The following is an 18,812-nucleotide window of genomic DNA, read 5'->3' on the forward strand; positions in this document are numbered from 1 at the left end:
TCACCGCCGGCGCCGCTCGCGCACGTCCATCTCCGTCTTGTCGATGGCGATGGTGACCTGGCCGCAGTCGCCGACCGGCTCGGTGACCTCTACCCCGATGTTGCGGTAGCCGCCGGAGCCTATCCCCGCCCAGACGCTGCCGTGCGGCTTGCGGTCGGCGGGCGGCGCACACCGGCCCGAGGGCGCGGCGTCGGTCCTGGAGCTCTCCGCAGGCGCCCCGGCGAGCACGCCCTGCGCCCAGCGCCCGATGGCCTCGGGAGAGCTCGGGTCTTCGCGGACAGCGACCGGTGGGGCCTCCGCCCCGGGCGGCGGCTCAGCGCTCGCGGTGGCGATCGCTTCCTGCGCCAAGGCGGGCGCGGCGAGAAGCAGGACGGCCAGGCCGGCGGCGGACAGCGCTCGAAGCATCATCGCGCCAAGCTCGGCCGGTACTGTGTCGGCAGCAAGGCCGCTCGGGCCCTGACCTGTTCCGGTCCGGATGCAGTGATCTTCCCCGCGCCCTCTCAATGGCGAGGTTTGCCGACCCCACCTCCTGTCCACACCAAGAGACAAGGAGGTCTGAGATGAGAACCTGGCTGAAGACCGCCGTATTGGCGCTCCGCGCGCTGGGCGCCGCCCTGCGCGACAACGGCGAGAACATGCGCCGCGCCGACCAGAAGGTGTTCGGCTGACCAAGGCTTACGACAGTTTAAGCTGACCGCTGCGAACCGCCGCCTAGGATGGCCGTCCACACAGGGGAGGCTCTCATGATCCGGGCGGCGGTTCTGGCGATTGTTCTTCAAGGCGCTCTGGCGTCAGGCGCTTATGCGCAGGCGCAGACCCAGCCGGAAGGGGTCGGCTACTTCGCCGGCCGCTGGCACGTGGTCTCCCGCGATCCGGACGGCGCCAACCCCATCGAGGTCAGCTACGCCATCGAGCCCACCGCGGGCGGCGCCTGGCTGACGGGTCAGGCCGCCTCCAAGGACGGCTCGCTCAGCTCGCGCGACATGTGGGGCCGTGACCCCCTCACCGGCGAGCTCATCCGCGTGATCTTCGACAAAAGCGGGACGCGCGGAGAGGTCCGCTCGAAGGGCTGGGAGGGCGACAAGCTCGTCCTCGAAGGCGAGGCCCGCTCCAAGGGCGGCACGGTCCGTGTCCGCGAAACCATCACCCGCAAAGGCCCGCAGCGCTTCGACGCCATCTGGGAAGCCCACCGCGATGGCAAGTGGACCCCCTACGCCGTCGAGGTGGTGACCAGGCGCACCTAGGGAGACGACTGGACGGAACGGCGCCGCTCCGCCACGGTCGCGCATGACCCGTCACCTCTACGCCCCGCTGATCCTCGCGGCCGCCGCCCTCGGCGCCGGCGCCAGCCTCGCCCAGGCCCCGGTCCCGCCGCCGAAGCACAGGGAGGTGGCCTCGCCAGGCGCCGCCCGCGACGCCGCCGCGGCCTTCCGGACCGACACCGCCGAGGTGCGCCTGGCGGCCCGGGGCGCGAAGGGCGACAAGCTCGAGTACATGGTCCGCATGAAGGCCGGCGACACCCTGACCTACGCCTGGGACGCGCCCGGCGCCGGCGAGTTCTGGCACGAGTTCCACGGGCACACCCCCGACACGGTGACCTTCTACAAGAAGGCCGCCGGCGCGAAGCATAGCGGCGTCCTCGTCGCGCCCTTCGATGGCGTCCACGGCTGGTACTTCGAGAACCGCACCGCGAAGCCGGTGGTCGTTCGACTGCGGATGGGCGGCTTCTACGCGCTCGAACGCGGGAGGTAGGGCGCCAACGCCCCCACCACGCTCGTCATCCTGGCCTTGTGCCTGGGACCCATAGACACCGAGTCAGAGGAGGGACGCCGCCTCGTGCATGTCCGTCCGGGCCGCGATTTCGGGTGACCGGGACAAGTCCGGCCATGACGAACGAGGAAGTGATGAGAGGTCCCCTCCGGACCCTCACCACCATTCATCTCACGGTGGATGCGAGCCTGCCTCTCCAGGTCAGTCAAGGACGCGCCTGGGGCGCGCCGCGTCGCGGCCGGCCTGCGGCCGGTCCTTGAGTGACCTGGAGAGGCAGGCAAACTGGCCGCCGTGAGATCAATGGCTCAGCCTGGCCGCCGCCTCAGCGCCCGTCGGCGGGCGAGGAGGTAGGTCGGCCAGCCGGGGAGGAGGCATGCGGCCAGAACGGCGGCCAGCCGCAGTTTCACCTCGGCCGGCGAGCAGCCCGTCGCCTGCGGGTCAGAGCTGTGCGCCGACACGCAGCTCCATGCGGTTGCGAAGGCGAGGTACGCGCCCACCGTGGCCATCGTAAGCAGGATGATCGCGATGGCCGCCAGGAGACCGGCCACGGTCGCGCGGCGACGAGCGCTGGATGGGTGGGCTACCCCGCCCATCTCCCTCAGAGCTCCAGCCGGTATACCCGGCTCGCCGTTCCCGCGAACAGCGCCGCCTTCTCCTGCGCGCTGGCCCCGGCCGCCAGCCGCTTGAAGGCGTTCCACAGGGTGGCGTAGTCGCAGGCGCCCATGTCGACCGGGAAATTGCTCTCGAACATGCAGCGCTCGGGCCCGAACGCCCCGATGCAGGTCTCGATGTAGGGCCGCCACTCGTCGGCCAGCTGGCTCGACGGCGCCCGCGGCTGCGCCAGGAACGAGGGGAAGTTGCAGAAGGCCATGGCCAGCCCGCCCAGCTTCACAACCACGTTCGGGCTCTTGGCCAACTCGCCGATGTTGTCGCGCCACACCCCGAACCGCTCCGGCAGCCGGCCTTCGTAGCTGGCCCGGCCCAGCGGCGTGCCGACGTGGTCCAGCACGATGGTCGTCTCCGGAAACGCGCGGGCCAGGTCGGTCAGCTCCGGCAACTGCGGCTCCAGCAGCCAGGCGTCGAAGCTCAGGCCCATGGGCGCCAGATGCTTGAACCCGCTGCGGAACGGCTCAGACAGATAGAGCCCCGCCTCGCCCCGGTGCAGGGGCCCCAGCACCTCGGTATCGGCATCCCACGACGCGGAGTTGCGGATCCCCTGGAACCGGCCACCGCCCGCCCGCACGTGCGCCTCCAGCACCGGGACCACCGCGTCGCCCAGCAGCAGGTCCGCCCGCCCGACGATCCCGGCGCAGGCGCGGAAGTCCCCGTACATCCCCGAGGCGCTCATCGCCGCCACGCCGTTGACGAACTCGGTCTCGCCCACCGGCTGCAGCTCCGCCGGCCCGTCGGCCTTGTAGAAGGCCCGGCACTCCACGAAGACCGTCGCCACCACATTGTGCGAGGACGTGTCCGCGATCAGCTCGTCCAGCAGGTAGCGCTGCGCGGGCCGGATGGCGGTCATGAACGGATGTTCGGCGCTCTCGTTCGGCGCCGCATAGGTTCTGCGGTCCCACAGGTGGTGGTGCGGGTCGACGATCGGCAGCTCGGGCTCGAGGATCTCTTCAGCCATGGACGCCCCTCCGTGAGGGGTACGCTAGCTGCGGCGGCGCCTCAGGTCGACGGGGTTGCCGCCCCGGCCGGCGCGCCCAGCGCGTTGGAGTGCGGCGCCTTGCCCGGCTTGGCCTGGTCGCCGATCGTCCAGCCCTTGGGGCAGGCGCCCGCCAGCCGATAGCGCCGCACGTGCCCCCCGCCGCCTTCCAGCCCGTCCACCGCCTGCACCGCCACGCGCACGGTGAAGTCCCGCTGCAGGTCGCCGGTCCGGTTCACGGTCAGGCCGAACTTGCGGCTCCCCGCCTCGCAGCGCACCGCGTAGAGGTTAGGCCGGTCGACCGCGTTGCGCTCCGGATTGCACGGCACGCCGTTTACCCGGGCGCTGGCCCGCGCAAAGCCCTCCCTAAGGCCCAGGTCGGTGCAGACGTAGACCGCGTCCACGGCCTTGCCCGCGGGGTCGAGCGCCTCGGCGAGCCACAGCTGCGGCGGATCGACCGCCAGCTGGCGGGCGGCGTAGCGCGCCTCCGCCTCGCTGTTGTCGCACGCCATCAGCGGCAGGAGCAGGGCAGGCGCGAGCGCCCGCGCCCTCCAGAGCATCTTGAGCACGGCCGGTCTCCAGGTCTGCGGGGGGATGGGCCTTGCGAAGGCCCGGGCGGTCAGGGGCGGATCGCGTCGACCGAGGCCAGCACCACGACCAGACCGCCGGGTCGTCGCACAGCCTTGTCGGGCCCGCCCTTGAGCATCCCGATGCGGACCTCCAGCGGGTGGCGTCCAGGCGGGGTCCAGTAGCAGCCGAACGGCAGCGGCGCGCCGGCCAGCTGGGTCTTCAGCAGCGTCCGGGCGTAGAGCCCCCGCTTGCCGGGGTGGCTCATGATCACGGCCGCGTCGCAGGCCAGCTCCTGGTCCAGGCGCAGCAGGTAGGCGGCCAGGTGCGCCAGCGGGTTGAACCAGCACAGGCACTGGAACACCGCCGCCAGGGCCGCCGCGCGGGGGTCCTTGCGCGCCACGTGGGCCCGTTCGTGCGCCCGGATCAGCGCCCGCTCCTCGGGCGTATAGTCGTCGTCCGCCGGCATCACGATCCGCGGGGAGATCAGCCCGACCACCGCAGGCCCGCCGCGACCGGCGCGCACCTGGGCCAGGAAGCGGGCCTGGGCGATCGCGAACACGGCCGCCAGCCCCGCCGCGCCGGCGGCCCAGACGATTGCGAACCGTTCGAGCTGCGGCGTCTGCGCGGCCAACGCCGCGGCCGCCGACAGCGCGTGTCCGTCCCGCGGCATCAGCAGCGCCAGCATCGCGGCGAAGAACACCAGGAGCGGCAGCCCCCAGAGCTGGTAGGCGGCGGCGGGCCCCAGCCTGCGCCGGACCAGCAGGCGGCTGACCGCGACGGTCGCCACCGCCACGCCGGCGACGGCATTGGCCCCGGCCAGCGCCACGAGCAGCGTGTGGGTCGGCGCCGCGCCGAGGACGCTGTCCAGCAGTTCACTCATCGTCGGCCTCCAGGTCGGCGATCAGCCGCTTCAGGCGGTTCAGCTCTTCCGGCTTCAGCGCCCGGTGCTTGGCGTAGTGGGCGACCAGCGGGGCCACCTCGCCGCCGAACAGGCGGTCGAGCAGGCCCTGGCTCTCGCCGGTCACATAGTCCTCGCGGGTGACGATCGGACGGTAGCGGGCGCGGCCCCCCTCGCGCTGCGAGGCGAGCGCCTTCTTCTTCAGGAGGCGGTTGATCAGCGTCTTGACCGTGGCCTCGCCCCAGTCCTGCGCGGGGCCGACCTCGGCCACCAGCTCCTCGGCGGTCAGCGGACCCTTCGTCCACAGCGCCTCCATGATTTGGCTTTCCGCCGCCGAGATCCGGGCCATGGCCTCCACCTGTGTCCTCGAGAAGGAGAGTACGCCTGTAATTTGGCGGGTCAAGCCGCTGCGTCCAAGCTCGTCCCATGTTGCGCCCCCGCGCCGACGGCCTGCTGGAGAGCGACGACCCCGTGCGGTTCGCCTTCATGGCCCCGCGCCTGCAGGGGGAGCTCGCGCCCGACGGCCGGCTGGACCTTGCGCTCTGGGGGGAGGGGCGGGCCGGCGCCGCTCGCCTGGCGCTGCCCCAGGGACCCTACCTCTACGCCCCCAACCGCATGACATGGCCCGGCGGCGGCCTGTTCGTCGCCCAGTCGGCGCCGGCGATCCTGGTGCGCGACGCAGGCGGCGCGCGCGTGCTCGGTCCCGAGCCGCTCGCCCCGGCGCAGGTCGAGGCCGAGTGCGAGGCCCACGTCCGCCGCTGCGACCGGCTCCCCGACGCCGACCCCGTGCTGCGCAGCATGGTGCTGCACGGCGTCCACGCCGGCCTCTCCAGCGCCCGCCAGGACGCGCACGGCCGCTTCGCCGGGCTTTCCGCCGGCCTCGGCTATTCGGCCCCGGCCCGCACCTATTACCGCGACGCCTACTGGACCCTGCCGCTGCTCGAACAGGTCGCCCCCGAGCTGATCGCGGCGGAAGTCGAGCTTCTCGCCCGCGGGGTCCGCCTGGACGGCGAGGCGCCATCCGGCGTCACCCTCGATCCCGCCTGGCAGGGCGACAGCCTTGTCCACACACGCCCCGGCGACTGGTGGAGCGACCACTTCGACAGCCCGCTGTACTTCGCCCTGATGAGCGGCGCGCCGACCCGCGCGGTCCGCGACCGCTACCGCGCGCTCGCCGGCGCGGACGGCCTGCCGCGCAAGCCGCGCCACGACCGCGACTGGGCCGACAACGTCTTCCGCTCCGGGCTGGTGGCCTACGACCTCGGCCTGTGGTTCGGCGCCTTCGGGGAGGGGGCGGAGGCGATCGACGCCGCGCTCTGGCGCGAGAACCTCGGCTGGTACGGCGATTACGACGGCGAGGACCACCTGGCCCTGGACACCCTGACGCTGCTCCGCTTCGGCGCGACTCCGGAGGACAAGGCCCGCCGCGTCCTCGACGCCTGCCGCAGCCTGCACATGCCCTGGGGCGTCCGCTGCGCCTGGCCGCCGTACGCGCGGCGCGCCGACCTGCGCGCCAAGAGCGCCTTTCCGGGCCGCTACCACAACGGCGGCGACTGGCCCTGGCTGGACGGCCTCTATGCGGGGGAGCTGCTGCGCCGCGGCCTGCCCGGGTGGCGTCATCCGCTCACCCGCTGGTGGGAGACCTGCCTGGCCATGGGCTGGCCGGGCGCGGTGGAGCACTTCTCGCCGCAGTTCGGCCGCGGCTCGCTGATCCAGGCCTGGTCCAGCCTTCCCGCCGCCGTAGCCCTGGAGCACCGGGAGACGGTGCTGACGGGAGACCCTGCCGCCTAGTGCTCGGCGCGGGCCCGCAACAGGCGGGTGACGACGAGGTAGACCACCCCGATCACCATCGGCGCCGCCAGACCGATGGAGGCCACAAGGTCGCCGTTCACTGGCCGCTGCCCAGAGGGTTCGGCGCCTGCGTCGCGCGCCGCCCGTGCAGCCGCTCGCGCTCCTGGCGCAGCCGGTCGACTTCCGCGGACAGGTCCATGGCGTCGGACTGCAGCTGCACGATCCGCTGCTTGAGGTAGGCGTTCTCGCGCTTCAGCTCTTCAGGGGTCGGTTCGGGCATGGCGGACTCCTGGGGGCTCACCCCGCCCCCACGGCGAGGCCGACGACGGCCAGGGCGAGCACCAGGCCGGCCCAGAGCGGCACGTTGCGGACCGAAAGGAAGGGCGTCTTGACGAGGTCGGTCATGGGGGCTCCGTCCGCCCGGGGGGCGGTCATGGGCGGGGTTGCTGGGTGTGTAGGACGACGGACTCGCCGGGCGGGGCCACCACGCGGGCCGTGCCGCCGGCGGCGTCGAAGGTGCGCGCCGCGTCGCAGGCGCTGCGCAGCGCGTCCTCGCGGGTCAGGTAGTCGCCGTAGAAGACGTGATCGCGGGTCACCTGCCACACGCCGCTGCGCGACGAGGCGCGGAAGGTGCAGGTGCGTCCGGCGCGTCCCGCGTCGATGACGGTCAAGGCGGCCATGGATTGTCCTGGAGCGTGCGCCGCGTCGGAGACGATCGACCGCTGCCATGGCGGCACGCGCCCGACGGCGCAGGGCTCACCATACACGAAATGCGCCCCGGCGGGCGGAATTCGCCTCAGCCCCGCCCCGGGCCTCCACCGCATCTTAGGAATTGCGGCGCATCAATCGCTTTCAGGTTGATTCGAGCCGGGGGGCCGAACCCAATGACCCGTTTCCTGTCGCGCCGTACGCTGGTGCTGGCGACCGCCGCCCTTGCCGCCGCGCCCATGGCCTTCGCCGAGGAGGCCGAGCACGCCGCGCCGGCGGCCAAGCCGCGTCCCAGGCCGAAAGCCAAGCCGAAGGCGGCGAAGGTCGTCCCGCCGGCGGCCCCGGCCCACCCGCCGGTCCCGCCCGTCGCGCCTGAAGAGGCGATGAACCGGCTGATGGAGGGCAACGCCCGCTACGTCGCCTACCGCGCCAGCTCGGCGCGCCGCGACCCCGGCCGCCGGATCGAGGTGGCCGCCGTCCAGCATCCCTTCGCCTGCATCCTGGCCTGCGCAGACAGCCGCGTGGCGCCGGAGCTGATCTTCGACCAGGGCCTGGGCGACCTCTTCGTCGCCCGTGTGGCCGGCAACGTCGTCGACGACGCGCTCCTGGCCTCCATCGAATATTCGGTGATCCACCTGGGCGCGACCCTGGTCATGGTGCTCGGCCACGAGCGCTGCGGCGCGGTGAAGGCCACCGTCGACGCCCTGGCCGGCAAGCCCTCGCCGGAGGACCGGGACACCCATATCGGCGCGCTCGCCGACCGCATCACGCCGGCCGTCCGCGCCGTGCCGGCCTGGTCCACCGACAAGCTCGACGCCGCCGTCACCCTCAACGCCACCCACGCGGCCGCCGAGATCTTCGCCGGCTCGCCGGTGCTGCGCGCCCGCGTCCTCTCCGGCCAGCTCAAGATCGTCGCCGCCCGCTACGACCTCGACGACGGCATCGTCAGCCCCGCCAAGGCCTAGGCGGCCTTTCGGACACGAAGACCACGAAGAGCACGAAGGTCACGAAGTCTGCTCGTCTGCGACGCTGTGCGAGCGGCGAAGCCGCTCAGTAGGACCACATGCACCCCACCAACGCAGTCGCGCGCCTGCACCCTTCGTGCTCTTCGTGTCCTTCGTGGTCTTCGTGTCGAAGACGGCTTCGCCGTCGTTCGTGTGGTTCGAGGACTGTTGAAGCGGCTAGCCGTTGAGCGCCTGCTCGGTGGCTTCCATCTCGTCCTTGATCCAGTCGTGGCCGGTGGTCACCAACACGCCCTCGATGGCCGAGATGTGCCCGCGCAGGCGGTCGCGGATCTCCCGCGGCGCGTCCTCCTGGGCGGCGATGTAGCGGGCGATCTGGTGGACGGCGAAGGCGGTGTGCAGCGCCAGCTTGTCGCGATCCTGCTCGGAGAGCTTCAGGGTCATGGGGCCTCCTGTCGGCTTGCCAGCATAGCACCGTCACGCGCGGTTCAGGAGCGAACGCGCAGGATCGCGCCATGCTCCGCGTCCTGATTCTCGCCGTCCTCGCCTTCGTCACCGCCGCCGCGGCCAACGCCGCGTCCGCCTCCTGGCGCCAGGACGCCAGGCCCGACGACGTGCGCCGCCTGCGCCAGCTCGACACGGCCTGGGGCGAGAGCCTGGCGGCCGCGCCGCGCGCCGAGCTCCGCAAGCTCGGCCGCGTCCTCGATCCGAAGCCCGGCCTCGCCCGCCCGCAGCCCACGCCCGGCGCCTACCAGTGCCGCACCATCAAGCTCGGTCCCGGCATGGGCGTGCTGCCTTACGGCTGGTTCCGTTGCCGCGTCGAGCTAACCCCCGGCGGCGACCTTATCCTGGAGAAGACCACCGGCTCGCAGCGTCCCTTCGGCCACCTCTATCCCGACAGCCGTCATCGGCTGGTGTTCCTGGGCGCTGTCGCCTGGGGCTCGACCGAAGGCCGTGCTGTCTACGGCGTCGACCCGCAACGCGACCAGATCGGCGCCTTTGAGCGCATCGGCGCGAACCATTACCGCCTCGTGCTGCCCTACCCGCGGGTGGAGTCGACGCTGGACGTGATCGAGCTGCGCCGCTGAAGGCTTAGTCCAGGAACAGGTCCGCCGCGGCGTCGACGATCGCCTCCGCGTCCAGCCTGTAGCGCCGGTAGAGGTCGGGCAGGTCGCCCACTTGGCCGAAGGCGTCGAGGCCGAGCGCGCTGACCCGCTGGCCGAGCACGCCGCCCACCCACGACAGCGTCGCCGGCGAGCCGTCCACCACCGTCACCAGGCCGGCGGTCGGCGACAGGTCCCGCAGCAGCGCCTCCGCATGGCTCATCCTCTTGGCCCCGCCCGTCCAGCGGCTGCGCCGCGCGTCCATCCAGTCGCGGTGCAGCAGGCCCGGCGAGACCACGTTCAGCACGCCCAGGCCGTCGATGTCTTCGGCCAGCTGCTCCGCCGCCTCCAGCACCTCCGGCGCCACCGCCCCGCAGAACACCAGCGCGGCCTCGGACCCCGGCTTCGGCGCCTTCAGCCAGTAGGCGCCCTTCAGCGCGGCGTCGCGCCAGGCCTCGTCCGTGCGCTCCGGCTGCGTCAGGGTGCGCGTCGTCAGGCGCAGGTAGACCGACCCGCCGTCCGGCGCCTGCATGTGCTCGAAGCTCCAGCGCATGACCTCGGAGAGCTCGTCCACGAACGCCGGCTCGAAATAGGTGAGCCCCGGCTGGCCGATGCCGATCAGCGGCGTGTAGATCGACTGGTGCGCCCCGCCTTCGGGCCCGAGCGTCAGCCCGCTCGGCGTCGCCACCAGCATGAAGCGTGCGTCCTGGTAGCAGGCGTAGTTCAGCGCATCGAGGCCGCGGGAAATGAACGGGTCATAGACCGTCCCGATCGGGATCAGCCGCTCGCCCCACAGCGGGCCGGCGAGCCCGAGCGCCGCCAGGTTCAGGAACAGGTTGTGCTCGGCGATCCCCAGCTCGATGTGCTGGCCCGCCCCGCCGCCGGCCCAGCGCTGGGGGGAGGGGATTTTCGCCTCGCGGAACACGTCCGGGCTCTCGCGCCTGCGGAACAGCCCGCGCTGGTTCACGAACCCGCCGAGGTTCGTCGACACCGTGACGTCCGGCGAGGTCGTCACGATCCGGTCGGCGAGCGGCGCGCCGGACTTGGCGAGGTCCAGCAGGATCCGCCCGAACGCCTGCTGCGTGGACTGCTCGTGCCCCTCGGGCGCGGGGAACTCGCCGCGCGCCGGCACCGGGATCACCGGCGCCTCGAAGCGCCGCTGGACGTCCTGCGCGAAGGGACGGCTGGCGATGAACGCCTTCAGCTCCTCCGCCGCGTCTTCCGGCAGGCCGGCGAAGGGCGCCCATTCCTCTCCGGCGGGCACCCCCATGGCGTCGCGCACGGCCTCGGTCTGCGAGGGCGTCATCAGGCCGGCGTGGTTGTCCTTGTGCCCCTGCAACGGCAGGCCGAAGCCCTTGACCGTATAGGCGATGAACATGGTCGGCCGGTCGTCCTGCGAGGCGGCCTCGAAGGCCTCGATCAGCGTCTCCATGCAGTGGCCGCCCAGACCGATCATCAGCTCATGCAGGGCTGCGTCGTCGAAGCTCTCCAGCAGCGCCCGCACCCCCGGCTTCATCCCGATGTCGGCCGTCAGCCGCTCGCGCCACGCCGCCCCGCCCTGGTAGGTCAGGGCCGCGTATTCGGCGTTGGAGCAGGCCTCGATCCAGGCCTTCACGTGCTGCCCGCCCGGCCGGGCGAAGGCGCGCTCCTGGCCCTTGCCCCACTTCAGGGTCACCACCCGCCAGCCGGCGGTCTCGAAGATGTCGTCGAACCGGTCGAACATCCGGTCGGCGGTGGTCGCGTCCAGGCTCTGGCGGTTGTAGTCGACGATCCACCAGACGTTGCGGATGTCGTGCTTGTAGGCCTCGATCAGGCACTCGTAGATGTTGCCCTCGTCGAGCTCGGCGTCGCCTAGGGTGGCGACCATCCGCCCCTCACGGTCCGGCGAGAGCCAGCCGTGCGCCTTCAGGTAGTCCTGCGCCAGCGCCGCGAAGGCGGTGACCGCCACCCCCAGCCCCACCGAGCCGGTCGAGAAGTCGACGTCGTCCTTGTCCTTGGTCCGCGACGGGTACGACTGGGCGCCGCCGAACGCCCGGAACCGCTCCAGCTGGTCCCGCGTCTGCCGCCCCATCAGGTATTGCGCCGCATGGAACACAGGCGAGGCGTGCGGCTTCACCGCCACCCGGTCGGCGGGCCGCAGCGCATGGAAGTAGAGCGCCGCCAGGATCGTCGTCATCGAGGCGCAGGAGGCCTGGTGGCCCCCCACCTTCAGCCCGTCGCGGCTCTCGCGGTTGTGGTTGGCGTTGTGGATGGTCCAGGTCGCCAGCCACCGCAGCCGGTCGTCGAGGGTCTGCAGGTGCTCGACGGCGCGGTTCGAGGGCGCAGGCGGCGTGGGCGCAGGATGCGCGCGCTTGGAGGACATGCGCCTCATCTACTCCCGCCGCCGCGCAAGACCCAGCCCCGACGCGCCGTGTTTCGCACAAGATCTTGCTGGAGGCGGCGCTCGCGCGTGGCCCTGCTATGATCTGCCGAATGAAGGCCCGGTACGTCCTCATCCTGCTGCTCAGCATCGCCGCCGTGGGGGCCTTCCTGGCCTGGGGGTTCTACGCCACCCGCACCAGCGGCAGCATCACCGGCGGCTCCTGGGTCCTGGCCGCCATCATCGTCGGCGGGGTCGTCGTCACCGGCGCCCTGGCCGGCGGCCTCATGTGGCTGGCCTTCTACTCGGCCCGCAAGGGCTACGACGACGAGCAGGCCGAGTTCGACCCCCGGAAGGGCCTCTAGCCGGGCGGCCCAGTCCAGGGCGCGTCGGTGGACGCCAGCGCCACCATCCGCCACGCGCCGCCCTCCTTGCGCCAGGTCTCCATCCAGGCGAACCGCCGCTTCGACTGCTGCGCCGGGTCTGCCCGCGCCGTCACGTGGACGAACTTCTCCACGATCACCGTCGCCAGGGTGCCGTCGTCCGAGATCATAATCCGCGGGGGCGCCAGGTCGTCCCAGGCCACGAACCGCACGGCGCCGAAGTAGCCGGCGAACATCTTGCGGCTTTCCGCGGGGCTCGACGCCGTCACCTGGCCCTTGTCGATCGACAGGAAGCCGTCGGCCTGGCTGGAGACCAGCAGGTCCGCGTCATAGGCCAGGTGCGCCTGCCGCTCCTGGCCCACCAGCCGCAGCAGCTCCGCCCGGTCCCGCTCCACCTCCGCCGCCGGCCGCGCCTGCGCCGCCGTGGCGCACAGGAGCGCCGCCGTAGAATCGCCGTCAGCTGGTTCCTCATCCACCCCTCCACCGCTCGTCCCCGCGGGCGGGGACCCATACTTCCTCCCGGTCAGACCGACGGGCGCCCGCGCACTCCGAGCCTTAAGTCCATGGCGGCCAGTTTGCCTGTGGGCCTGAGCAACTCAAGGACCGGCCTCCGGCCGGCCGCGCCGCGGCGGCCTTTCAGGCCGTCCTTGACTTGCTCAGGCCCACAGGCTCGCATCTGCCGTGGATTTAAGGCTCAGCCTTCAGCGCTGCTGAACGACTGACCGAGGTGACGTGATGCAAGGCTTGATGCTGGCGCTTCTGCTGGCGGAAGGAACCGCCGTCGGCGCCGCCTGCTCGAAGAGCGGCGCGGACTGGGTGCGGCTGCCGATGTCGCAGGCCGAGTATCTGAGAGCCTACCCAGCCAAGGCGCGTCGGAAGCTTGTCCCCGGGGTGGGCGTGGTGAGCTGCCGCGTAGCCGCTGACGGCCGACCGGAAGACTGCGTCATCATCAGCGAAGAGCCCCCGGGGCTTGGCTTCGGAGAAGGCGCTCTGAAACTTTCGGCCTTCTTTCGCTTTCGCCCCCCCTGTGCGGGCGAGCCTGCGCGCGTGACCGTGCCCATCAAGTTCGTGCCGGGAGAGTGAGTTCAGCGGCTGGACCGGGAGCGACATTTACATCGGGAATCGCCGCGTCTGAGCGACATCGGCTGGCATGGTGGACGCGCCGTTGCTACGTCCGTTTCTGACGCACCCACCCCTCACTGATCTCCCTGCCGGCTGGAGCGCGTCGCACCTGCCGGCCCGGGACGAGTGACCTGCCATTCTCTGTCGCACGAGAACATCTTGCGAACAGAGAACGAAAGCGGTACAGCTGAGTCCTCGGCGCGGCGACGCGTTCTCCCAGCCGGGTTGGCGGGAATCTGCGATAAGGGGCTAGGCAAATGTCACAATCAGCGTTGAGGCTCGTGGGCAAGGAAGACGCAGACAAGCAGCGCGCTCTGGAAGCGGCGCTGACGCAGATCGACCGGGCCTTCGGCAAGGGCTCCGTCATGAAGCTCGGCGAGAAGGGCAAGATCGTCGAGATCGAGTCCGTCTCCACCGGCTCGCTCGGCCTGGACATGGCGCTCGGCATCGGCGGCCTGCCCAAGGGCCGTATCGTCGAGATCTACGGGCCGGAATCCTCGGGCAAGACGACGCTCGCGCTGCACGTGGTGGCCGAGGTCCAGAAGGCCGGCGGCACCGCGGCCTTCGTGGACGCCGAGCACGCGCTCGACCCGTCGTACGCCCACAAGCTGGGGGTGAACCTGGACGACCTGCTGGTCGCCCAGCCCGACACCGGCGAGCAGGCGCTCGAGATCACCGACACCCTGGTCCGCTCCAGCGCCGTCGACGTGATCGTCATCGACAGCGTGGCCGCTCTCACGCCTCGCGCCGAGATCGAAGGCGAGATGGGCGACAGCCTGCCGGGCCTGCAGGCGCGCCTGATGAGCCAGGCGCTGCGCAAGCTCACCGCGTCGATCTCCAAGACCCACACCCTGGTCATCTTCATCAACCAGATCCGCATGAAGATCGGGGTGATGTACGGCTCCCCCGAGACCACCACCGGCGGCAACGCCCTGAAGTTCTACGCCTCGGTGCGCCTCGACATCCGCCGCACCGGCTCGGTGAAGCTGCGCGACGAGATCGTTGGCAACAACGTCCGCGTGAAGGTGGTGAAGAACAAGGTCGCCCCGCCGTTCCGCGAGGTCGAGTTCGACATCATGTACGGCGAGGGCATCTCCAAGCTCGGCGAGATCATCGACCTGGGCGTCAAGGCCGGCGTCATCGACAAGTCGGGCTCCTGGTTCTCCTACGGCAGCCAGCGCATCGGCCAGGGCCGGGACAACGTCCGCGAGTTCCTGAAGCAGAACCCCGACGTGGCCGCCGAGATCGAGCGCGCGGTGCGCGGCGCCAAGGCGGTCGTCGAGGAGAAGCTGCTGGTCAGCCCCGACGAGACCGCCGAGGAATAGGCCGGAAGGTCGGCGCCTGGGCCGCAACCGGGATGGCCTGACCCGCCAACCCTAAGGCCCTCCCGCGACCCCGCCCGCGGCCCATCGCACGACCTTCACGGACCCAGGACGTCCGGAGCCCCCGCTCCGGGCGTCCTTTTTTCTTGGCGGAAACCGCGCTTGTTCCCTAAACCGGCGCCGGCGCCTACCTACGGGGGCTAGGCCCTTAGATCCCTTTTGACGTCGACGAGACCATGGCGAGCCTGAACGAGATCCGCACGCACTTCCTGGACTACTTCCGCCGGAAGGATCACGCGGTCGTCGCCTCGGCTCCGCTGGTGCCGCAGAGCGACCCCACCCTGCTGTTCGTCAACGCCGGCATGGTGCCGTTCAAGAACTACTTCACCGGCGCCGAGGGCCCGCCCTGGCCGCGCGCCGCCTCCTCGCAGAAGTCGGTCCGCGCCGGCGGCAAGCACAACGACCTGGACAACGTCGGCTACACCGCGCGCCACCACACCTTCTTCGAGATGCTCGGCAACTTCTCGTTCGGCGACTACTTCAAGGAACGCGCGATCGACCACGCCTGGGAGCTGCTCACCAAGGAGTGGGGCCTGGCTCCCGAGAAGCTGACGGTCACCGTCTTCCACACCGACGACGAGGCCGCGAACCTCTGGAAGAAGATCGCCGGCCTCCCCGACGAGAAGATCATCCGCATCGCCAGCTCCGACAACTTCTGGTCCATGGGCGACACCGGCCCATGCGGCCCCTGCTCGGAGATCTTCTTCGACCACGGCGCGCACCTCCCCGGCGGCCCGCCCGGCAGCGCGGACGAGGACGGCGACCGGTTCGTGGAGATCTGGAACCTGGTCTTCATGCAGTACGAGCAGTTCGCGGACGGCGAGCGCAAGGACCTGCCGAAGCCGTCCATCGACACCGGCATGGGCCTTGAGCGGATCGCCGCGGTCATGCAGGGCGTGCACGACAACTACGACGTCGACCTGTTCAAGACCCTGATCGCCGCCAGCGTCGAGGCCACCGGCGTCAAGGCCGAGGGCGAGGCGCAGCCCTCGCACCGCGTCATCGCCGACCACCTGCGCTCGTCCAGCTTCCTGATCGCCGACGGTGTCACGCCCTCCAACGAGGGCCGCGGCTACGTCCTGCGCCGGATCATGCGCCGCGCCATGCGCCACGCCCACCTGCTGGGCGCCGAAGAGCCGCTGATGCACCGGCTGGCCCCCACCCTCGTGCAGCAGATGGGCGAGGCCTACCCCGAGCTGAAGCGCGCCGAGCCGGCCATCGTCGACACCCTGCGCCAGGAGGAGGAGCGCTTCCGCCGCACGCTGGGCCGCGGGATGTCCCTGCTCGACGAAGCGACCGCCAAGCTGAAGGAAGGCGACGTGCTCTCCGGCGAGACCGCCTTCAAGCTCTACGACACCTACGGCTTCCCCCTCGACCTGACCCAGGACGCCGTCCGCACGCGCGGCCTCACCGTCGACCTCGCGGGCTTCGACCAGGCCATGGCCCGCCAGCGGGAGATGGCGCGGGAGAACTGGCAGGGCTCCGGCGCTGTCGCCCAGGCCGCCGAGTGGTTCTCGATCCGCGACCGCCTGGGCCAGACCGACTTCGTCGGCTACGACCTCACCGAGGCCACCGGCGAGGTCCTCGCCCTCGTCGCCAACGGCCAGGAGGTCGAGCGCGCCGAGGCCGGCGAGACCGTCCAGGCGCTGTTCGACCGCACCCCCTTCTATGCGGAGAGCGGCGGCCAGGCCGGCGACCAGGGCGAGGTCGAATGGGACGGGGGGCGCGCCCGCGTCGCAGACGTCCAGAAGCAGGCCGGCGACCTCCACGTCCACGAGCTGGAGATCCTCGAAGGCGTGCTCACGCCCGGCGTCCACGCCCGCCTGGCTGTCGATCCGGAGCGGCGGCAGACGACCCGCTCAAACCACTCCGCCACCCACCTGCTGCACGCCGCCCTGCGCAACGTGCTCGGCCGCCACGTCACCCAGAAGGGCCAGATGGTCGACGGCGAGCGCATCCGCTTCGACTTCAGTCACGGCCAGCCGCTGACCGCCGAGGAGCTCGATCGCATCGAGGCCGAGGTGAACGCGGTGGTGCGTCAGAACCTGGCCGCCGAGATCAAGACCATGCGCCCGCAGGAGGCCATCGAGGCCGGCGCCATGGCCCTGTTCGGCGAGAAGTACGGCGACAGCGTCCGCGTTCTCACCCTCGGCCGTGCCTTGGAGGGTGAGGGCGACTATTCCGTCGAGCTCTGCGGCGGCACCCACGTGGCCCGCACCGGCGACATCGCGCTCTTCAAGATCGTCTCAGAACAAGGCATCGCCGCGGGCGTCCGCCGCATCGAGGCGCTGACCGGCGAGACCGCGCGCCGCTACCTGCTCGAGCAGGCGCAGGTCTCCAAGTCCCTGGCCGAGCAGTTCAAGGTGCCAGTATCGGAAGTGGCGGCCCGTGTGGACGCCCTGCAGGCCCAGGCGCGCAGGCTCGAGAAGGAGCTCGCCGACGCCAAGCGCCAGCTGGCCATGGGCGGCGGCGGAGGCGCGGCGGCGGCCGGACCCGAGGAGATCGGCGGCGTGAAGGTGATGGCCCGCGTCATGGAAGGGGTCGGCGGCAAGGACCTGCGTCCCATCGCCGAGGAGTTCAAGAAGCAGCTTCCCGACGGCGTCATCGCCCTGGTGGGCTCGGCCGACGGCAAGGCGGCGGTCACGGTCGCCGTCACCGGCCAGGCCCAGGGCCGCTTCAACGCCGTGGAGCTCGCCAAGGCCGCCGTGCTCGCCATGGGCGGCCAGGGCGCGGGCGGCCGGCCCGACTTCGCCCAGGGCGGCGCCCCCGACGGCTCCAAGGCTTCCGAAGGGCTGTCGGCGGTGAGGAAGGCGCTGGAGTCCGCCTAGGCGGCCAGCGCCTTCTCGAGGTTGGCGGCGACCTTGTCGATGAAGCCCTCGGTGGTCAGCCACCCCTGGGTGTCGCCGACCAGCAGCGCCAGGTCCTTGGTCATCGATCCGCTCTCCACCGTCTCGACGCAGACCCGCTCCAGGGTCTTCGCGAACTTGGCGAGCTCCTCGTTGCCGTCGAGCTTGGCCCGGTGGGAGAGGCCCTGGGTCCAGGCGAAGATCGAGGCGATGGAGTTGGTGGAGGTGCTCTCGCCGCGCTGATGCTGGCGGTAGTGGCGGGTGACGGTGCCGTGGGCGGCCTCGGCCTCCATGATCTTGCCGTCCGGCGTGATCAGCACCGAGGTCATCAGACCCAGCGAGCCGAAGCCCTGCGCCACCTGATCGGACTGAACGTCGCCGTCGTAGTTCTTGCAGGCCCAGATGAAGGCCCCCGACCACTTCAGCGCCGAGGCCACCATGTCGTCGATCAGTCGGTGCTCGTAGGTCAGGCCCGCCTCCTTGAACTTCGCGGCGTACTCGGCCTCGTAGACCTCAGCGAAGATGTCCTTGAAGCGCCCGTCGTAGGCTTTGAGGATCGTGTTCTTGGTCGACAGGTAGACCGGGTAATTGCGGTTCAGGCCGTACGAGAAGCAGGCGTGGGCGAACTCGCGGATCGAGGCGTCCACGTTGTACATGCCCATGGCGACGCCGGAGCCCTGGAACTCGAACACCTCGTGCTCGATCACCTGGCCGTCCGCGCCTTCGAACCTGATGGTGAGCTTGCCCGCGCCCGGCACCCGGAAGTCGGTGGCCTTGTACTGGTCGCCGAAGGCGTGACGGCCGACGATGATGGGCTGGGTCCAGCCGGGGATCAGGCGCGGCACGTTGCGGCAGATGATCGGCTCGCGGAAGACGACCCCGCCCAGGATGTTGCGGATGGTGCCGTTCGGCGACTTCCACATCTTCTTGAGGTTGAATTCCTTCACCCGCGCCTCGTCGGGCGTGATGGTGGCGCACTTGATCCCCACGCCGTGACGCTTGATGGCCTCGGCCGCCTCGACCGTCACCTTGTCGTCGGTGGCGTCGCGGTGCTCCATCCCCAGGTCGTAGTAGTCGATCTCGAGATCGAGGAAGGGGAAGATCAGCTTGTCCTTGATCAGCTTCCAGATGATGCGGGTCATCTCGTCCCCGTCCAGGTCGACGACGGGGTTGGCGACTTTGATCTTGGCCATGAGGGGCGGGAGCTCCGGGAGCGAAAGCTAGTTTGCCGGGCCGTATAGCCGCCAAGGCCCGCCGCGCAAAGGCCGAC

Annotated in this window: 20 protein-coding genes; 9 read left to right on the forward strand and 11 right to left on the reverse strand. The window is 71.0% G+C overall.

The features are described 5' to 3' along the window. Complete coding sequence (locus VIL76_RS05555; RefSeq protein ID WP_332044002.1) at positions 1–408, reverse strand: hypothetical protein; 408 nt, start codon at positions 406–408, stop codon at positions 1–3. Positions 409–743: 335 nt separating this feature from the next. Between VIL76_RS05555 and VIL76_RS05560 the strand changes: the two genes are divergently transcribed. Further along, entirely contained in the window at positions 744–1,244 is a 501-nt protein-coding gene (locus VIL76_RS05560) for a hypothetical protein (RefSeq protein ID WP_332044003.1), read from the forward strand. Positions 1,245–1,287: 43 nt separating this feature from the next. Continuing rightward, positions 1,288–1,752, forward strand: a complete 465-nt coding sequence (locus tag VIL76_RS05565; protein ID WP_332044004.1) for a hypothetical protein — start codon at positions 1,288–1,290, stop codon at positions 1,750–1,752. A gap of 616 nt (positions 1,753–2,368) precedes the next feature. Here VIL76_RS05565 and VIL76_RS05570 read toward each other — a convergent pair. From VIL76_RS05570 to VIL76_RS05585, 4 genes are read right to left on the reverse strand one after another with little or no spacing between them, the layout of a single operon-like run. After that, positions 2,369–3,400 (reverse strand): amidohydrolase family protein, encoded by a 1,032-nt coding sequence (locus VIL76_RS05570; protein WP_332044005.1) that lies wholly within the window; start codon positions 3,398–3,400, stop codon positions 2,369–2,371. A gap of 41 nt (positions 3,401–3,441) precedes the next feature. Then, on the reverse strand, positions 3,442–3,987 hold the full coding sequence (locus VIL76_RS05575) for a hypothetical protein (protein WP_332044006.1): 546 nt from the start codon (positions 3,985–3,987) through the stop codon (positions 3,442–3,444). 50 nt (positions 3,988–4,037) lie between these two features. Then, positions 4,038–4,868 carry a M56 family metallopeptidase gene (locus tag VIL76_RS05580; RefSeq protein ID WP_332044007.1) on the reverse strand — a complete coding sequence of 277 codons (831 nt, stop codon included), beginning with the start codon at positions 4,866–4,868 and terminating at the stop codon, positions 4,038–4,040. Beyond that, positions 4,861–5,235 carry a BlaI/MecI/CopY family transcriptional regulator gene (locus VIL76_RS05585; RefSeq protein WP_332044008.1) on the reverse strand — a complete coding sequence of 125 codons (375 nt, stop codon included), beginning with the start codon at positions 5,233–5,235 and terminating at the stop codon, positions 4,861–4,863. The genes VIL76_RS05580 and VIL76_RS05585 overlap by 8 nt, the downstream gene beginning before the upstream one ends. Positions 5,236–5,312: 77 nt before the next feature. On the opposite strand from VIL76_RS05585, the gene VIL76_RS05590 reads away from it, so the two are divergent. Continuing rightward, on the forward strand, positions 5,313–6,677 hold the full coding sequence (locus VIL76_RS05590) for a hypothetical protein (RefSeq protein WP_332044009.1): 1,365 nt from the start codon (positions 5,313–5,315) through the stop codon (positions 6,675–6,677). 97 nt (positions 6,678–6,774) lie between these two features. Here the strand turns inward: VIL76_RS05590 and VIL76_RS05595 are convergent, their stop codons facing one another. Both VIL76_RS05595 and VIL76_RS05600 read right to left on the reverse strand, forming a co-directional pair. Beyond that, on the reverse strand, positions 6,775–6,957 hold the full coding sequence (locus VIL76_RS05595) for a hypothetical protein (protein WP_332044010.1): 183 nt from the start codon (positions 6,955–6,957) through the stop codon (positions 6,775–6,777). Between the two features lie 151 nt (positions 6,958–7,108). Then, positions 7,109–7,357 (reverse strand): hypothetical protein, encoded by a 249-nt coding sequence (locus VIL76_RS05600; protein WP_332044011.1) that lies wholly within the window; start codon positions 7,355–7,357, stop codon positions 7,109–7,111. A gap of 204 nt (positions 7,358–7,561) precedes the next feature. Here VIL76_RS05600 and VIL76_RS05605 point away from each other — a divergent pair, with 204 nt between their 5' ends. After that, the gene (locus VIL76_RS05605; protein WP_332044012.1) at positions 7,562–8,350 is read left to right on the forward strand and encodes a carbonic anhydrase; all 789 of its coding nucleotides are present in this window, start codon (positions 7,562–7,564) and stop codon (positions 8,348–8,350) included. A gap of 216 nt (positions 8,351–8,566) precedes the next feature. Here the strand turns inward: VIL76_RS05605 and VIL76_RS05610 are convergent, their stop codons facing one another. Continuing rightward, positions 8,567–8,791, reverse strand: coding sequence for a hypothetical protein (locus tag VIL76_RS05610; RefSeq protein WP_332044013.1), 225 nt, complete (start codon positions 8,789–8,791; stop codon positions 8,567–8,569). Between the two features lie 71 nt (positions 8,792–8,862). On the opposite strand from VIL76_RS05610, the gene VIL76_RS05615 reads away from it, so the two are divergent. Further along, a complete protein-coding gene (locus tag VIL76_RS05615) occupies positions 8,863–9,435 on the forward strand; it encodes a DUF4893 domain-containing protein (protein ID WP_332044014.1) in 573 nt (190 codons plus the stop codon). Between the two features lie 4 nt (positions 9,436–9,439). On the opposite strand, the gene VIL76_RS05620 is transcribed toward VIL76_RS05615, so the two are convergent. After that, positions 9,440–11,812, reverse strand: coding sequence for a transketolase (locus VIL76_RS05620; RefSeq protein WP_332044015.1), 2,373 nt, complete (start codon positions 11,810–11,812; stop codon positions 9,440–9,442). A gap of 110 nt (positions 11,813–11,922) precedes the next feature. Here VIL76_RS05620 and VIL76_RS05625 point away from each other — a divergent pair, with 110 nt between their 5' ends. After that, positions 11,923–12,174: a hypothetical protein gene (locus VIL76_RS05625; protein ID WP_332044016.1), complete on the forward strand. Its 252-nt coding sequence runs from the start codon at positions 11,923–11,925 to the stop codon at positions 12,172–12,174. On the opposite strand, the gene VIL76_RS05630 is transcribed toward VIL76_RS05625, so the two are convergent. Next, on the reverse strand, positions 12,171–12,668 hold the full coding sequence (locus VIL76_RS05630; RefSeq protein ID WP_332044017.1) for a nuclear transport factor 2 family protein: 498 nt from the start codon (positions 12,666–12,668) through the stop codon (positions 12,171–12,173). The two genes, VIL76_RS05625 and VIL76_RS05630, sit on opposite strands and share 4 nt — an antisense overlap. 259 nt (positions 12,669–12,927) lie before the next feature. Between VIL76_RS05630 and VIL76_RS05635 the strand changes: the two genes are divergently transcribed. The 3 genes from VIL76_RS05635 to alaS all read left to right on the forward strand — a co-directional run bounded on the left by VIL76_RS05635 (position 12,928) and on the right by alaS (position 17,524). Next, on the forward strand, positions 12,928–13,275 hold the full coding sequence (locus VIL76_RS05635; RefSeq protein ID WP_332044018.1) for a TonB family protein: 348 nt from the start codon (positions 12,928–12,930) through the stop codon (positions 13,273–13,275). Between the two features lie 296 nt (positions 13,276–13,571). After that, entirely contained in the window at positions 13,572–14,639 is a 1,068-nt protein-coding gene (recA, locus tag VIL76_RS05640; protein ID WP_332044019.1) for a recombinase RecA, read from the forward strand. A 233-nt stretch (positions 14,640–14,872) separates the two neighbouring features. Beyond that, positions 14,873–17,524, forward strand: coding sequence for an alanine--tRNA ligase (alaS, locus tag VIL76_RS05645; protein WP_332044020.1), 2,652 nt, complete (start codon positions 14,873–14,875; stop codon positions 17,522–17,524). On the opposite strand, the gene VIL76_RS05650 is transcribed toward alaS, so the two are convergent. Continuing rightward, positions 17,521–18,735, reverse strand: coding sequence for an NADP-dependent isocitrate dehydrogenase (locus tag VIL76_RS05650; protein ID WP_332044021.1), 1,215 nt, complete (start codon positions 18,733–18,735; stop codon positions 17,521–17,523). The genes alaS and VIL76_RS05650 overlap by 4 nt on opposite strands. Between the last annotated feature and the right edge of the window lie 77 nt (positions 18,736–18,812).

It is taken from the genome of Phenylobacterium sp. (assembly GCF_036563285.1).
Lineage (GTDB): Bacteria > Pseudomonadota > Alphaproteobacteria > Caulobacterales > Caulobacteraceae > Phenylobacterium.

Excerpts from the sequence above, each read along its gene's own strand:
- VIL76_RS05555 (WP_332044002.1), bottom strand. The coding sequence starts at position 408 with ATGATGCTTCGAGCGCTGTCCGCCGCCGGCCTGGCCGTCCTGCTTCTC.
- VIL76_RS05560 (WP_332044003.1), top strand. The coding sequence starts at position 744 with ATGATCCGGGCGGCGGTTCTGGCGATTGTTCTTCAAGGCGCTCTGGCG.
- VIL76_RS05565 (WP_332044004.1), top strand. The coding sequence starts at position 1,288 with ATGACCCGTCACCTCTACGCCCCGCTGATCCTCGCGGCCGCCGCCCTC.
- VIL76_RS05570 (WP_332044005.1), bottom strand. The coding sequence starts at position 3,400 with ATGGCTGAAGAGATCCTCGAGCCCGAGCTGCCGATCGTCGACCCGCAC.
- VIL76_RS05580 (WP_332044007.1), bottom strand. The coding sequence starts at position 4,868 with ATGAGTGAACTGCTGGACAGCGTCCTCGGCGCGGCGCCGACCCACACG.
- VIL76_RS05585 (WP_332044008.1), bottom strand. The coding sequence starts at position 5,235 with ATGGCCCGGATCTCGGCGGCGGAAAGCCAAATCATGGAGGCGCTGTGG.
- VIL76_RS05590 (WP_332044009.1), top strand. The coding sequence starts at position 5,313 with ATGTTGCGCCCCCGCGCCGACGGCCTGCTGGAGAGCGACGACCCCGTG.
- VIL76_RS05595 (WP_332044010.1), bottom strand. The coding sequence starts at position 6,957 with ATGCCCGAACCGACCCCTGAAGAGCTGAAGCGCGAGAACGCCTACCTC.
- VIL76_RS05600 (WP_332044011.1), bottom strand. The coding sequence starts at position 7,357 with ATGGCCGCCTTGACCGTCATCGACGCGGGACGCGCCGGACGCACCTGC.
- VIL76_RS05605 (WP_332044012.1), top strand. The coding sequence starts at position 7,562 with ATGACCCGTTTCCTGTCGCGCCGTACGCTGGTGCTGGCGACCGCCGCC.
- VIL76_RS05610 (WP_332044013.1), bottom strand. The coding sequence starts at position 8,791 with ATGACCCTGAAGCTCTCCGAGCAGGATCGCGACAAGCTGGCGCTGCAC.
- VIL76_RS05615 (WP_332044014.1), top strand. The coding sequence starts at position 8,863 with ATGCTCCGCGTCCTGATTCTCGCCGTCCTCGCCTTCGTCACCGCCGCC.
- VIL76_RS05620 (WP_332044015.1), bottom strand. The coding sequence starts at position 11,812 with ATGTCCTCCAAGCGCGCGCATCCTGCGCCCACGCCGCCTGCGCCCTCG.
- VIL76_RS05625 (WP_332044016.1), top strand. The coding sequence starts at position 11,923 with ATGAAGGCCCGGTACGTCCTCATCCTGCTGCTCAGCATCGCCGCCGTG.
- VIL76_RS05635 (WP_332044018.1), top strand. The coding sequence starts at position 12,928 with ATGCAAGGCTTGATGCTGGCGCTTCTGCTGGCGGAAGGAACCGCCGTC.
- recA (WP_332044019.1), top strand. The coding sequence starts at position 13,572 with ATGTCACAATCAGCGTTGAGGCTCGTGGGCAAGGAAGACGCAGACAAG.
- alaS (WP_332044020.1), top strand. The coding sequence starts at position 14,873 with ATGGCGAGCCTGAACGAGATCCGCACGCACTTCCTGGACTACTTCCGC.
- VIL76_RS05650 (WP_332044021.1), bottom strand. The coding sequence starts at position 18,735 with ATGGCCAAGATCAAAGTCGCCAACCCCGTCGTCGACCTGGACGGGGAC.